Origin of the sequence: Mycobacterium sp. 1274761.0 (genome assembly GCF_001668615.1) — a bacterium.
Lineage (GTDB): Bacteria > Actinomycetota > Actinomycetes > Mycobacteriales > Mycobacteriaceae > Mycobacterium.
Window position 1 is genome coordinate 35,228 of record NZ_LZMC01000101.1, and the last position, 12,914, is coordinate 48,141.

At 66.7% G+C, this 12,914-nt stretch carries 12 protein-coding genes and 1 pseudogene; 3 read left to right on the forward strand and 10 right to left on the reverse strand.

The window, feature by feature from the left end; genetic code table 11:
• Positions 1-40: 40 nt before the first annotated feature.
• The 3 genes from A5651_RS20470 to A5651_RS20485 all read right to left on the reverse strand — a co-directional run bounded on the left by A5651_RS20470 (position 41) and on the right by A5651_RS20485 (position 3,777).
• Positions 41-1,339, reverse strand: coding sequence for a nucleotide disphospho-sugar-binding domain-containing protein (locus tag A5651_RS20470; protein WP_231988762.1), 1,299 nt, complete (start codon positions 1,337-1,339; stop codon positions 41-43).
• Positions 1,340-1,762: 423 nt separating this feature from the next.
• The gene (locus A5651_RS20480; protein WP_156663088.1) at positions 1,763-2,548 is read right to left on the reverse strand and encodes a tyrosine-protein phosphatase; all 786 of its coding nucleotides are present in this window, start codon (positions 2,546-2,548) and stop codon (positions 1,763-1,765) included.
• Positions 2,548-3,777 carry an acyl-CoA dehydrogenase family protein gene (locus A5651_RS20485; protein ID WP_082943880.1) on the reverse strand — a complete coding sequence of 410 codons (1,230 nt, stop codon included), beginning with the start codon at positions 3,775-3,777 and terminating at the stop codon, positions 2,548-2,550. Before A5651_RS20485 ends, A5651_RS20480 begins: the two co-directional genes overlap by 1 nt.
• A gap of 45 nt (positions 3,778-3,822) precedes the next feature.
• On the opposite strand from A5651_RS20485, the gene A5651_RS20490 reads away from it, so the two are divergent.
• Positions 3,823-4,284, forward strand: a complete 462-nt coding sequence (locus tag A5651_RS20490; protein WP_066985192.1) for a nuclear transport factor 2 family protein — start codon at positions 3,823-3,825, stop codon at positions 4,282-4,284.
• A 4-nt stretch (positions 4,285-4,288) separates the two neighbouring features.
• On the opposite strand, the gene A5651_RS20495 is transcribed toward A5651_RS20490, so the two are convergent.
• A complete protein-coding gene (locus A5651_RS20495; protein WP_066985195.1) occupies positions 4,289-4,558 on the reverse strand; it encodes a hypothetical protein in 270 nt (89 codons plus the stop codon).
• A gap of 97 nt (positions 4,559-4,655) precedes the next feature.
• Positions 4,656-4,889: a hypothetical protein gene (locus A5651_RS20500; protein ID WP_066985198.1), complete on the reverse strand. Its 234-nt coding sequence runs from the start codon at positions 4,887-4,889 to the stop codon at positions 4,656-4,658.
• Between the two features lie 167 nt (positions 4,890-5,056).
• Between A5651_RS20500 and A5651_RS20505 the strand changes: the two genes are divergently transcribed.
• Positions 5,057-5,707 (forward strand): response regulator transcription factor, encoded by a 651-nt coding sequence (locus A5651_RS20505; RefSeq protein WP_255361835.1) that lies wholly within the window; start codon positions 5,057-5,059, stop codon positions 5,705-5,707.
• 8 nt (positions 5,708-5,715) lie between these two features.
• On the opposite strand, the gene A5651_RS20510 is transcribed toward A5651_RS20505, so the two are convergent.
• The 5 genes from A5651_RS20510 to A5651_RS20530 all read right to left on the reverse strand — a co-directional run bounded on the left by A5651_RS20510 (position 5,716) and on the right by A5651_RS20530 (position 12,303).
• The gene (locus A5651_RS20510) at positions 5,716-7,068 is read right to left on the reverse strand and encodes a cytochrome P450 (protein WP_082943878.1); all 1,353 of its coding nucleotides are present in this window, start codon (positions 7,066-7,068) and stop codon (positions 5,716-5,718) included.
• A gap of 52 nt (positions 7,069-7,120) precedes the next feature.
• The gene (locus A5651_RS20515; RefSeq protein WP_066985201.1) at positions 7,121-8,260 is read right to left on the reverse strand and encodes an acyl-CoA dehydrogenase family protein; all 1,140 of its coding nucleotides are present in this window, start codon (positions 8,258-8,260) and stop codon (positions 7,121-7,123) included.
• 71 nt (positions 8,261-8,331) lie between these two features.
• Positions 8,332-9,225 (reverse strand): DUF4436 domain-containing protein, encoded by an 894-nt coding sequence (locus tag A5651_RS20520; RefSeq protein ID WP_231988763.1) that lies wholly within the window; start codon positions 9,223-9,225, stop codon positions 8,332-8,334.
• A 74-nt stretch (positions 9,226-9,299) separates the two neighbouring features.
• Complete coding sequence (gene pntB, locus A5651_RS20525) at positions 9,300-10,745, reverse strand: Re/Si-specific NAD(P)(+) transhydrogenase subunit beta (RefSeq protein WP_066985204.1); 1,446 nt, start codon at positions 10,743-10,745, stop codon at positions 9,300-9,302.
• 4 nt (positions 10,746-10,749) lie between these two features.
• Complete coding sequence (locus tag A5651_RS20530) at positions 10,750-12,303, reverse strand: Re/Si-specific NAD(P)(+) transhydrogenase subunit alpha (protein ID WP_066985208.1); 1,554 nt, start codon at positions 12,301-12,303, stop codon at positions 10,750-10,752.
• 226 nt (positions 12,304-12,529) lie between these two features.
• Here A5651_RS20530 and A5651_RS20535 point away from each other — a divergent pair.
• A pseudogene (locus A5651_RS20535) lies at positions 12,530-12,914 on the forward strand (hypothetical protein); the annotation flags it as partial.

Below are 12,914 nucleotides of genomic sequence, written 5' to 3' on the forward strand. Positions count from 1 at the left end.
GGTCCGGCGGGTGACGATCTAGCGGCGGACGTGGGGAGTCCTAGGCGGGTGACCAGCCGGTGCTCACCCGTTGGCGCGCGGTCTCCTCGGCGATGACGTCGGCGATCCTGTCCAGCGCAGCGGATCGAGCGATACTGCGCGCAAGACGACGCGCGGCGTGCCGATGGGCGCCGGCTGCGCGCACGCTCGCCCGGATGGCTTCCTCGGTCGGGTGCGCCGTTCCCAGATTGACGCCCACCCCGGCGTACTCGACCCGGGCGCCGACTTCGGCTTTGTCCGACGACTCACCAGCGACGACCAGCGGAACACCAAAGCGTAACGCGTGCTGCACGCCGCCGTAGCCGCCGTTGGTCACCATGACATCGACGTGAGGAAGCAGCGCTGAATACGGAATCCATTGCGCTACGTAGACATTCGACGGCGCTGCGATGAGTGTCTGCGGGGCGTCGCGAAGCCCGGTGGTCACGATTACCGAAACTCCGGCCATGTCGGCGAGAGCACGCACGGCCGGTCCGATCAACTGGCTGTGGTCGTTGTTGTGCAACGTGCCCTGCGTGACGTGGACGACGGTGTGCGCGGCGAGCGCATCGCTCCACCAGTCCGGCGGTTCGAAGTTCTCGGCAGGGTCGGGCAGCACCGGGCCGATGTATTCGACGTTGCCGGGCAGATCGCGGCGCGGGTACTCGAACTCAGGCACCGTGAGCTGAAGGACTCGGTCAGCGAGCCGCGGCCAATCCACAAGGGACAGCTCGACGCCGGGTGCACTCACGCTGTTCAAGGCGGCGTTCAGTTCTGCGTGCACCTTCCGGAAAAGGACTCGCCGCGCGACGAAGTGCATGCCGCCGTAGTTCCTGCCCGAGCGCGGAACCCAAGCCATTCCGAACGGTGGCGTGTCGGCGCTGGACAGGGTGAGCGGTCCGACACCGCAGACGATCACGCAGGGCCGCGGCCGGCCGGCGGCGACCAGCGGCAGCGCTCCGGTGAAAGCGAAGTCGACCAGGACGGCGTCGACATCGGTATCGACTAGCTGTGCCAGCGCCCGCTGCTGTCCGACAAGCGGCGCTATGAACGTCGACCGCACATCGGCCGCACCCGTCAGGTAGCGCCGAGCCAAGGCTGGAAGTAGTCGCAGCATCGACGACGGTGCGGAAGATTCGATCGGGTGCGCGTCGGAGCTCAGCGGCGCGAACGCGAGCCCCCGGACAGTGGCATACGCGCGATGCTCCTCTCCTGTGAGCAACACGACGTCGTGCCCGCATCCCCGTAGATGAGCTGCGATAGACGCCATCGGGATCACGTGTCCCGACAGCGGACTAGCCGCCACCACTATGCGAGCCAACAGTCATCCTCGGAAAGAATCGATGAGCAGCCAGCCGGTCGCCGCTGCGGTGTCTCGATACTTCACCGGTTCGCCGTTTCTCAAACGTGACGCCTTGCGAGGCCGGGCTGCCGCAACAGCGCATGATAGGGCAGCGCAAGGTCGATTCACGGCCAAGGATCTCTACAGCTAATCGGTGCATAACCCGAGGTTATGGGTCGGTATCACCGGTTGAATGAGCAATCCGACCATGAACATCGTTAGGGCACGGCGCGTCGTCGCCAGAACTGCAGACGCCACCACGGCGGCATCCAGGGAACGGCAGGGGGTCTGCGTAACGGGCTGTCCATGCCGGTGGCGCTTGTGCTCGGCGTCGGCCATGCCCTGATGCAGAACGAGCACAGCCGACGTGGCACAGGAACTCGGTGAAGCGCTCGAGGACGCCTAACCCAGCAGGACGGCGCGCAGCTTCGTGACGTCGTCGTGCGTCACACCCGCGGCGTCGAGATATCCGCTCAGCGAGCCGAAGTCCTCGACGATCGCCCGGCGGGCCGCGTCCAGATAGGCCTCCTGCACACCGAGCACCGCATCGGTCAGCCGCGCTTCGGCCACCTCCGCGGCCTCGGTCTCCGGCATCCGGCTGCGGATCGTCTCGAGGATATGGATGCGCAGCTCCGGCACGGCGGCATTGCTTGCGAGGTAGTCGGCCGTCACGGCATCACGGTCGACTCCTGCGGCCTCCAACACCACCGCGACCGTGAACCCGGTGCGGTCCTTGCCGGCGAAGCAGTGCGCCAACACCCGGCCCTCGTCCCCGAGCATGGTCACCACCTTGCGGACCGCGCGTTGCGCCAGCGGCGAACGGGCGATCCGCGCGTATTCCTCGGTCATGTAGCGGGCCGCGGCGCTGCCGACCGACTCACCGTCAGGCTTCTCGGTCAGCATCTTCTGGAACGCATGCTCGTGCGGCGCATCGGCGTCGGAGGCAAGGGTTTCCACGAACGGCAGGTGGTGAATCGTCACGCTGTCGGGCACCAGATCCTTGCCGTGGCGCTCCAACTCCGGCGCCGACCGCAGGTCGGCCACATCGGTGACGTTGAGCCGGGCAAGGGTCTCCCGGCCCGCATCGTCGAGACTGCTCAACTCGCCGGACCGGAACAGCCTGCCCGGGGCAATGCCCGTTTCTTCCGAGACGTCACGAAAGTTCCACGAGCCCGACAGCGGCGGCACTAGCTGGTCACCGCCGATACGAAAGCTGTTTTCTCCCTACCCAATTCCGCACGCGCGATCGTGCGCATGTGCACCTCGTCGGGGCCGTCGAACAATCGCATCGCGCGGTGCCACGCATACAGTCGCGCCAGCGGCACGTCGTCACAGATGCCCATCGCGCCGTGCACCTGGATGGCGCGGTCGATCACGTTGCATGCCATCTGCGGGGCCACCGCCTTGATCTGCGCGACGAGCACCTGGGCTTCCTTGCTCTTGTTTCCATGCTGGTCGATGGTCCAGGCCGCCTTGTGACACAAGAGTCGGGCTTGATCTATAGCGTTGCGGGACTTGGCAATCGATTCGCGGACCACACCCTGCTCGGACAGCGGCTTGCCGAACGCGACGCGCTTTTGCACACGGTCGACCATCAGCGCCAGCGCGCGTTCGGCCGCGCCGATGGCACGCATGCAGTGATGGATGCGGCCAGGGCCCAGCCGCGCTTGGGCGATCGCGAACCCGCTGCCCTCCTCGGCGAGAAGGTTCGCCACCGGCACGCGCACGCCGTCGAAGGTGATCTCGCAGTGCCCGTGCTGGTCCTGCCAGCCGAACACCGGCAGCGATCGCTCGATCGAGACGCCGGGGGTGTCGACCGGCACCAGGATCATGGACTGCTGCTGATGGCTGGCCGCATCGGGATTGGTGCGGCCCATCACGATCAGGATCTTGCAGCGCGGATCGGCCGCGCCGGTGATCCACCACTTGCGGCCGTTGATGACGTAGTCCCCGGATCCTGACGCGTCGCGCTCAAGGGTCGTTTCGATATTGCGGGCATCGCTGGAGGCGACGGCGGGCTCCGTCATAGCGAACGCGCTGCGGATCTCGCCGGCGAGCAGCGGTTCAAGCCACTGCTTGCGCTGCTCGGGGGTGGCGAACAGGTGCAGGGTCTCCATGTTGCCGGTGTCTGGGGCCGCGCAGTTGATCACCTCGGGCGCGATCTCCATGCTCCACCCGGTCAGCTCCGCCAACTGTGCGTACTCCAAGTTGCTCAAACCGGAGATCGATGGCAGGAACAGGTTCCACAGCCCGCGCTCCTTGGCCAGCACCTTGAGCTCCTCGATGACGGGCGGAACCGTGTGGTCGTCGGGGCCCGCGGCGCGGCGGTATTCCTCGTAGGAGCTCTCTGCGGGAAACACGAACTCGGTCATGAAGGCCGTCAGCCGTTTGTGGAAATCCTGCGCCTTTGCCGACATCGCGAAGTCCATGTCGCCACACTAAACGGTGACCAGAATGGGCTGGTGACCGAGAGCCGTCCTCCGTTTCCGCCGTTCACCCGCGAGACCGCGCAGCAGAAGGTGCAGGCCGCCGAAGACGCCTGGAACACCCGCGATCCCGAGCGGGTCAGTCTCGCCTACACCGTCGACTCGCATTGGCGAAATCGCGACCAGCACATCGTCGGGCGCAAGCAGATCGTCGCGTTCCTCACCCAGAAGTGGCAGCGTGAACACGACTACGTGCTGCGCAAGAACCTGTGGGATTTCCACGACAACCGCATCGCCGTGCGGTTCCAATACGAATGCCGTGACGCCGCAGGGCAGTGGTACCGCAGCTACGGCAACGAGCTGTGGGAATTCAGTCCCGACGGCCTCATGGCGCGGCGCGAGGCCAGCATCAACGACGTCAGGATCGACGCGTCGGAGCGGCGCTACTTCGGCCCGCGGCCGCAGTCAGAACACGGCGTGGACATTCCGCTGTGGTGACGGGCTATGCGGGCGTCTCGGGATTGTGCGGCGTCGGGCTCTCCTCGGATTCCCACTTGGACTCCATCGCGTGGTTCACCACCGTGCCCGCGGGAACCTCGCGCTGGAACGTCTCGCCGTCGTCGTCTTCGAAAGTGACGGTGTAAACCGACGTCTGCTCGTCCAGATCCTTGAACACCACCTTCGACGGTTGCGTCTGCCCGTTGTCCCGGTCGACGGCGATGATGTCGCCGGGCGCCACGTCGTCGATCCGGTCGCTCGAGATGTTCGACATTGCGCCGACGGTAGTCGCCGGCGCGGCAGAGCGACCAACGAGGCCCTCCCCGGGGCCGCCACCCGGGGAGGGTCTCTGTGGAGGAGGGTCTATTCGCTTACGGGTTGATCAGGTACGCGTGGCCGATGCCGTGGTGGTACCACCAGCCGGGCATCGCGCTGGGGGCCGGCGAGGCGTACGTGTCCGGGGTGGCCACGATCGAGACGCTGGGCCCGTTCTGGGTGGTCGTCACCTCGGCGTTGGCGATGCCGGCGAGACCGAGGGCGGCGGCACCGAGGATGCCTGCCGAGACGACGGGGAGTCCGATATAGCGGGCGATTCTGTTGGACATGTGAGTTCCTTTGTCTGCGTTAGCTTTTGGAGTTCGCCGCCGTGGTGTTTCGGCGATGACTCAAGAATGCCGGGCTGGGACGTCCGTGTATGTCGGCGGATCGGCCGGTGAGACGGGGGAATCCGGTGTCCCCCAATCGGGGGAACCCGGCAGGCCGCTGTGTCAAGCTGAACCGCGTGGCAGCGGAAAAGGTGCGGGTCGTGGTCGGCGACGACCACCCGATGTTCCGCGAGGGCGTGGTGCGCGCGCTGGTATCCAGCGGTGAAATCGACGTGGTGGCCGAGGCCGAAGACGGCCGCGAATCCCTTGAGCTGATCCGCGAACACCTGCCGCAGGTGGCGCTGCTCGACTACCGGATGCCCGGCATGGACGGCGCGGAGGTGGCCGCCGCGGTGCGCCGCGACGAGCTGCCTACCCGGGTGCTGTTGGTGTCGGCGCACGACGAGTCGGCCATCGTGTACAAGGCGCTGCAGGAGGGCGCGGCGGGTTTCCTGCCGAAGGAATCGACCCGCAGCGAGCTGGTCAGCGCGGTCCTGAAATGCGCGAAGGGCAAGGATGTCATCGCACCCGAACTGGCCGCCGGGCTGGCGTCGGAGATCCGGCGCCGCAACGAGCCCGACGTGCCTGCGCTCAGCCCACGCGAACGTGAGGTGCTGAAGATGATCGCCTCAGGTAGCAGCATCCCGGCAATGGCCAAGGAGATGTTCCTCGCGCCGTCGACAGTCAAGACCCACGTACAGCGGCTGTACGAAAAGCTCGGGGTCAGCGACCGCGCCGCCGCGGTGGCCGAAGCGATGCGCCGCAAATTGCTGGACTAGCGCCGACGCTAACCCTTGGCGGTCACGTGCACGCGGGCTCCGCGTGCCGGAACCAGCGTGATGTGGTGCATGCGCATCGCCTCGTCCTGCGGTCGGTCAGCACGTAAATCCGTGCGCCGCAACACTGTCCGCAACACGGCATCCATCTCGGTCAGCGCGAAGGTCGCGCCGAGGCAGCGACGGGAACCGCCACCGAACGGGATCCACGCATAATTCGGTACGTCGCCGGCCAGCCAGCGCTCGGGACGGAAATCGCCCGCGTCCGGCCCCCAGATCTCCGGATCGGTCTGGATGCCGATGATCGACGGCAGCAGCAGCGTGCCTGCCGGCATCGTGTGACCGGCCAACTCGACCGGCTGGGTGACGCGGCGAGCGACATTCATGATCACCGGACGCAGCCGCAGCACTTCCTTCGCGACAGCGGCCCGGTAGGGATCGCGGGGATCATCGAGACCCGCCTGCACCTTATCCATTGCGCCGGAATGGCGCAGTAACCGTTCGAATGTCCACGACAGCGCGACCGCTGTGGTTTCGTGCCCCGCCACCAGCAGGGTGACGAGCTCATCCCGCACCAGCCCCGGCTCGGGATCATCGTCGAGCAGCATCGACAACACGTCGGGTCGTTCGGCCCGCCCGGGATCGCGTCGACGGCGCTCGATCTCCGCGTAGATCAGCTCATCTGCCCGGTCGAGGTCGCGGACCACGCCACTCCACGGCGGCACACGCAGCAGCGCGGGCCATATCCAGACCAGCATGTCGCTCACGTTGAACGCCAGCACCCGGCGCAGCGCCGCGCCGACGGCCGCGGCCCTGTCGTCCTCATCGACGCCGAGCACGACGCGCACGATGATGCGCAAGGTCAATTCCTGCATCCGCGGCAACAACTCGAAATCCCGGCCGACCGGCCAGTGTGCGATCTCGCGCTCGGTCTCCTCCTCCATCAGCGCGGCCACCCGGGCGATCCGTTCGCCGTGGAACGGCGGCAGCATGCGGCGACGTTCGGCCACATGCTGGGGCGCATCCATGGTCAGCACCGATCGGCTGCCCACCACCGGTGCCAGCAGCGAGTTGGCTTCGCCGGCGTGAAAGACCTCGGGGGCGCCGCGGAAGATCGTCCGCAAGTCGTCGGGGTTGCGCAGCACTACGCCGTAACCCGTCGGTTCGGCGTTGACGGTGAACGTGTCGCCGTACCGGCGGTGCATCGCCGGGATGAACCGCTGCCGCTGCGTCCAGATCAGCAGCGACTGCAGCACGCTGGGCAGTCTCGGGCCTGGCGGCAGACCCGCGGCCGACGTCACCCTCGACGCGGTCGAGGTGCGGTGCCACGACGACAGCCGGGTACTCGTCGTCTCGATCGTCATGATCCTGGTTCTACGCCCACGTACTGGCGTCGTCTACCGCCCAGGGTAGGAATTACGTGGTCAAACCGCGCGCGATGACCAGGCGCTGAATCTGGTTCGTGCCCTCGAAGATCTGCATGATCTTCGCCTCGCGCATGTACCGCTCGACGCGGTAGTCGCGGGTATAGCCGGCGCCGCCGAACACCTGGACGGCGTCGGTGGTGACCTTCATCGCGGCGTCGGTCGCCGTCAACTTGGCCACGCTCGCCTGCGCCGAATACGGCTTACCGGCGTCGCGCCTGCGCGCCGCATCGAGATATGTCGCCCGTGCGCTCGCGACCGCCGCGGCCATATCGGCCAGCAGGAACCCGAGCCCCTGATGGTCGATGATCTTGCGGCCGAACGTCGTTCGCTCATTGGCGTACCGGACGGCCTCGTCCAGCGCGGCCTGCGCGAGGCCGACCGCCACGGCGGCGATACCCAGCCGCCCGGAATCGAGTGCGCTGAAGGCGATCTGCAGGCCCTGGCCCTCGGCGCCGATCAACCGGTCGGCATCCAGCCGCGCGTTGTCGTAGAACGCTGACGTGGTCGGCACCGCATGCAGGCCCATCTTCTCCTCGGGCTTGCCGAAGCTGAGCCCGTCGAGATCGCCCGGCACCAGAAAACACGAAATCCCGCGCGAGCCCTCACCCGTACGCGCGAACAGCGTGTAGAAGTCGGCGCGCCCGCCGTGGGTGATCCAGGACTTGGACCCGTTGATGACATAGCCGTCGTCGGCTTTGGTCGCCTTGCATTGCAGCGCCGCTGCGTCCGAGCCGGCCTGCGGCTCCGACAGGCTGTAGGCGCCGATCTGCTCGCCGGAGAGCATGCCGGGCAGCCAGCGCCTCTTCTGCTTGTCGGCGCCGAACGCCAGCAGCGGGTGTGACGACAGGCTGTGCACGCTGACCGCGACCGCGACGGCCGCCCAGCGCGCTGCGATCTCCTCGAGCACCTGCAGGTAGATCTCGTACGGCTGACCACCGCCGCCCCACTCCTCGGGCTGCGGTAGGCTCAGCAGCCCAGCCGCGCCGAGCGCAGGGAACACCCCTTCCGGGTAGGTCTCGGCTTTCTCATGGGCGTCGACGACCGGGTCGAGCACCTTGTCGGCGATGTCGCGGGTGAGCGCGATCAGGTCTTCGGCGTCCCGGTCGGGTAACAGCCGATCGACAGCCATCCGATGCCTCCCATGTTTGCGCGCGTTTTGTCGTGCGCCTCGCAGTAACCATAGGCATGGGTGTCAGTGCGTCAGTCGCTGCGGCGGAACCAGGCCACGAAATACAGGACCATCGCCAGGGTCAACGCGAGCAGCACCCATAACACGAGGATCTGGTCGATCCACGCGCCGGGTGGTGGCGCGCCCGGCATGAAGTTCCGGATCGGAATGATCGCGAACAACGATGCGGCGTACCACGTCCCGAACGGCGGAAGGAAGTTCCTCCGCCCGCGGAGCATCTCGATGGATATGAAGAGGGCCACTGCGGGCAAAGTGATCAACACCAGGCAGAGGCCGACATCGAAGGCCAGCGGCCCGCGCGCCCGCTTCAGGGTGATCGTCTGGTAGTCACCGTCGGGGGCGGACTGGGTGGCCGGGCCGCTGCGTGTGCTGGAGATGTCCCAGCTGTTGAGGCTGCCTGTCACGACCACTCGGGCGGGCTCGAACTCGCGGTCGTCACCGGAACCGACGAGCATGTCCGCCCCCAGCGCGCCGACGGAGTAGGTATCGAAGGGCCACCTGTCGGGGTCGCCGGTGGCGGCGATGGTGGTCTTGATCTCGCTGGGCAGCTGACCCTTAGGCGTTTCCAGGTCGCCGCCGATGTTGGTGTCGTTGACGAAGAGACGCACGGCGACGTCGGTGTTGACCACATTGAGGTCGGCGTTCATGTGCGCGTCGGCGGGGAAAACCATGACGCTTACGTCGACCTTGTTGTCAACCGGGTGGATCGCGTCGAGTGTCACCTGTACGACGGTGTCGCTGTCATCGCCGAGATCGGCAGGGCCAAGCGCCTTTTCCGGGCCGGCGACCCAGTGGTAGCCGGCCAGCGCCGCGGCGTAGATGATGAGGATGATCAGCACGGTGCCGATACCGGCCAGCCGTGCACGCATCGTTCCGCGCGACGTCGACCGTTCGTCTTCTTGCACGCACGGGATGCTAGTTCGATGGCACCGCGGAACAGGCGCGGCGTGCCGACGGCAAATCCGCCGAAATGCCGCCCTTAGTGTCCGGCGCCGACGGTTTCAGAGAGTGCAGCGTTGATCGCGTCGACCCGGTCTTTGGCGTCGCCGAACAGCATCTGGGTGTTCTCACGGAAGAACAGCGGGTTCTGCACGCCGGCGTAACCGGAGGCCATGGACCGCTTGAACACGATGACGTGCGCGGCGTTCCACACGGTCAGCACCGGCATGCCGGCGATCGGGCTGCCCGGGTCCTCGGATGCCGCCGGGTTGACGGTGTCGTTGGCGCCGATGACGAGAACGACGTCGGTGCTGTCGAAGTCGTCGTTGATCTCGTCCATCTCCAGCACGATGTCGTAGGGCACCTTGGCCTCGGCCAGCAGGACGTTCATGTGGCCCGGCAGGCGTCCCGCGACGGGGTGGATGCCGAACCGGACCTCGACGCCGCGGTCGCGCAGCTTGCGGGTCAGATCGGCGACGCCGTACTGGGCCTGGGCGACGGCCATCCCGTAGCCCGGCGTGATGATCACCGACTTGGCGGATTCGAGCAGTTCGGCGGCACCCTCGGCATTGATCTCGCGATGCTCGCCGTAGTCCTTGTCGTCCGCCGGGCCAGCCTCGATCCCGAAGCCGCCGGCGATCACCGAGATGAACGACCGGTTCATCGCCTTGCACATGATGTAGGACAGGTAGGCACCGGAGGATCCGACCAGCGCGCCCGTGATGATCAGCAGGTCGTTGCCGAGCAGGAACCCCGAAGCCGCTGCGGCCCAACCGGAATAGCTGTTGAGCATCGACACCACCACCGGCATGTCGCCGCCGCCGATCGAGGCGACCAGGTGCCAGCCGAGCAGCAGCGCAAGCACGGTGACCGCCACCAGCACCCACAGCTGAGGGTCGATGACGAACCACACGGTCAGCGCGGCGAAGACGACGAGCGCGCCGACGTTGAGGAAGTTTTTGCCGGGCAACATCATCGGAGCGGACTTGATGCGGGCCGAGAGCTTGAGGTTGGCGACGATCGAACCCGTGAACGTCACGGCGCCGATGAAGACGCCGATGACGACTTCGGCCGAGTGGATGCCGAACATGCCCTCGTGCTGCAGCAGCGCGGCCTCGGATCCGGCGAGGTCGGCTTCGACGTGCAGATAGCCGTTCCAACCGACCAGCACGGCGGCCAGGCCGACGAAGCTGTGCAGCAGCGCGATCAGTTCCGGCATGCCGGTCATCTCGACGACCTTGGCGCGCCACAGACCGATCGCGGCGCCGATGGCCATGGCCCCGAAGAGCAGGCCGACGCCAACGGATTCGATGTGGCGCGCGAATGCCAGTGCGATCGTCGCGATCAGGGCGACGGCCATTCCGGCGATGCCGAAAGTATTTCCGGCCCTGGATGTTTCATGCTTGGACAACCCGGCCAGCGCGAGGATGAACAGGATCGCGGCGACGACGTACGCCGCGGATGCGATGGTTTCCAGTCTCAACATTGCTCTAGCTCCTCGTGAACATGGCCAGCATGCGGCGGGTCACGGCGAAGCCGCCGAAGACGTTGATGCTGGCGAGCAGGATCGCCAGGGTTGCCACCGCGGTGACGACGACATTTCCCGATTCCAGGCCGGGGCCGACCTGCAATAGCGCGCCGACGACGATGATTCCGGAGATCGCGTTGGTCACCGACATCAGCGGGGTGTGCAGCGCATGGTGCACGTTGCCGATCACGTAGTAGCCGATCACGATCGCCAGCGCGAACACGGTCAGGTGCACCTGCAGCGCGGCCGGCGACAGCGCGATGAGCACGAACAGCAGCGCCGCGGCGGTGAAGGTCACCGCCAGCCGACGCCCGATGGTCATCGGCTTTTTCTCCGGCTTCGTCTCTACCGGAGCGGCCACGGCAGCCGCAGGCGCGGCCGACACCTGTACCGGCGGAGGGGGCCAGGTGATCTCGCCGTCGCGCACCACCGTCACCGAGCGCTGCACGACGTCGTCCCAGTCCAGCCGGAGCTGACCGTCTTTTTCCGGAGTGAGCAGCTTGAGCAGGTTGACCAGGTTGGTGCCGTACAGCTGCGACGCGGTGGCGGGCAGCCGGCCGGCGAGATCGGTGTAGCCGATGATCGTCACACCGTTGTCGGTGACGATTGCCTTGTCCTTGACGGTGCCCTCGACGTTGCCACCGTTGGCCGCTGCCATGTCGACGATGACGCTGCCGGGCTTCATCGAGGCCACCATGTCGGCGGTGATGATGCGCGGTGCCGGCTTACCGGGGATCAGCGCGGTGGTGATGATGATGTCGACGTCACCTGCCTGCTCGGCGTAGAGCTGCGCCTCGCGGGCCTTGTAGTCGTCGTCCATCTCCTTGGCGTACCCGGTGGCGGAAACCTCACTTTCGCTGGCATCCGGTCCTGCGATCGAAAGGTATTCGCCACCAAGGGATTTCACCTGATCTGCGACCTCGGGCCGGGGGTCGGTGGCGCGCACGATCGCGCCGAGGCTGCCCGCCGCGCCGATGGCTGCCAGACCGGCCACACCGGCGCCGACGACCAGCACCTTGGCCGGGGGCACCTTGCCCGCCGCTGTCACCTGCCCGGTGAAGAACCTGCCGAACTCATGCGCCGCCTCGACGACGGCGCGGTAGCCCGCGATGTTGGCCATCGACGACAGCACGTCCAGGGACTGGGCCCGCGAGATTCGAGGGACGGCGTCCATGGCAAGCACGGTGATGGGCCGGGTGGCCAGCTGCTCGAGCAGCTCGGGCTTGAGGGCGGGGGAGATCAGGCTGATCAGGGTCGCGCCGCCGCGCATGGCGGCGATCTCCGCCTCGTTCGGCGCGTTCACCTTGAGTACCACGTCGGCGGCCCAGACCTGCTGAGCGGACCCGACTCCGGCGCCGGCGTCGGTGAAAGCCTCATCGGAGAAGCTCGCGGCGGCACCCGCGCCCGACTCGACGACTACTTCATAGCCGAGCTTGATGAGTTGGCCGACGGTCTGCGGCGTCGCCGCGACGCGTGTTTCTCCAGGCAGCGACTCTCTCGGAATCCCGATGATCATCGATTTCGATCCGATCTAGGTTTCGGTCACGGTCCGGCCGCAGCGCGAGAAGGCGCTCCGACTTGGGCTCGTCGTGGAACGAGTGAATACGTCAGTGTAAGAGGCGGTCCAAATCGGCCTTGCGACCCGTGCGGCGTCTGGAGAGTTTCGGCGATGCCCCCGCAGGGAACCCGAAATTGGCGGGCACGTCAGCGACAGCCCGGAACCCGCAATCAAAGGAACCGTCATGGATAACAGCGCCGTCATCTGGATCGTCGTTGCCGTAGTAGCCGTCATTGTGATCGCGGCATTGCTGCTCGCGGCGCGCAAGAGGCGCAATGAGCGCAGGCATGTGCAGGCTCAGCGCATTCGTGAAGACATCACCACCCACACAGCCAAGGTCGAGAAACGCGAGGCGTTGGCCGACGAGACCGCCGCCCGTGCCCGCGCGGCCGAAGCCGAGGCCGAGGCCAAGGCGGCCGAAGCGGCCAGGCTCAAGGAGCAGGCGGACAACCACCGGCAAGCCGTCACCGAAACCCGTGAAGACCTTGACAAGCGCCGCGAGCACGCCGACCGGCTGGACCCCAAGACGCGCCCGCAGCAGGAAACCGCGTCGCGCGACCAAGTGTCAC